The following is a 1,169-nucleotide window of genomic DNA, read 5'->3' as shown; positions in this document are numbered from 1 at the left end:
TCCTATAAGAAAAATATGGGAGGGCTAGCAGATGAACAAAAAATACGAGGTTCGGCTTGAACCCAAAGAACGCGAAAAGATAGAACAACTTCTCCATGCCGAATTAACACCCCCTGGCATTCGCCGCCGCTGTCTCGTACTGCTTCTTTCGGATGAAACTCAAGGTGCTATTCCCAAGCAGACCGAAATTGCCAGTCGCTGCGGAGTCAGTACGGTGACCGTCTTTTACACGGTAAGGGATTACTGCACCCGCGGACTGGAGGAGACGCTCTGTTATCGCCGGCGCGCCGAACCGCCACGTCCTTCGCCGATCACAGGTGAAGTGGAAGCCCGAATCCTAGCGTTAGCCTGTTCTGAGCCTCCAAAAGGGTATGCTCGCTGGACCATTCGTTTGTTGACCCGTCGAGTCATCGAACTGAATATTTTGGAATCTGTGGGACGAGAAACCATTCGGATGACTTTAAAAAAACAAAACTTAAGCCTCACCTGAAAAAACAGTGGTGCATTCCCGCCAAATCGAGCAGTGAGTTCGTCGCTCGGATGGAAGACGTTCTAGAGACGTATGCCCTTCCGTATGACCCTGAAATCCCGCTTATTTGTATGGATGAACAGCCGATCCAACTGCTTGATCACTCGCGTCCTCCACAACCCATGAAGGCTGGACAAGTACTGCGGGAAGATTACGAATATGTTCGCAAAGGAAGCTGCAGCCTGTTTTTGTTCACAGAGCCGCTCGCCGGTTGGCGTCACGTGCAGGCTTCGGAAAGACGTACGAAATCGGACTGGGCTCTGCAGATCCAAGAGCTGCTAGAGGTGCACTATCCCGAGGCGAAACGAATTCGGCTGGTGATGGACAACTTGAATACCCACACGATCTCGTCTTTGTATGAAACCTTTGCACCTGAACAGGCATTGGCCTTGGCGAAACGATTGGAAATCCATTACACCCCTAAGCATGGCAGTTGGTTGAATATCGCTGAGATTGAACTGAGCGTACTGACGATTCAATGCCTGAACCGCCGAATCTCCTCCATTGAAGAATTACAAGGTGAGGTATCTGCTTGGGAAACGGAACGCAACCAAATTCAGAAATCTGTCGATTGGCAATTTACCACGGAGCAGGCACGAGGAAAGTTAAAGCATTTATATCCTGAAATTTAATGTGGTCA

The 1,169-nt window shown here is 49.7% G+C and carries 2 protein-coding genes; both read left to right on the top strand.

The genetic code is table 11. The features are described from left to right. Positions 1 to 31: 31 nt before the first annotated feature. Positions 32 to 490 (top strand): helix-turn-helix domain-containing protein, encoded by a 459-nt coding sequence (locus HYD27_RS31660; RefSeq protein WP_219221750.1) that lies wholly within the window; start codon positions 32 to 34, stop codon positions 488 to 490. Next, positions 379 to 1,161 carry an IS630 family transposase gene (locus HYD27_RS31655; protein ID WP_219221751.1) on the top strand — a complete coding sequence of 261 codons (783 nt, stop codon included), beginning with the start codon at positions 379 to 381 and terminating at the stop codon, positions 1,159 to 1,161. Before HYD27_RS31660 ends, HYD27_RS31655 begins: the two co-directional genes overlap by 112 nt. Positions 1,162 to 1,169 lie beyond the last annotated feature (8 nt).

It is taken from the genome of Paenibacillus sp. S150, from assembly GCF_019352175.1.
Classification (GTDB): domain Bacteria; phylum Bacillota; class Bacilli; order Paenibacillales; family Paenibacillaceae; genus Paenibacillus_AQ.
This window is presented reverse-complemented; position numbering and strand designations above follow the sequence as displayed.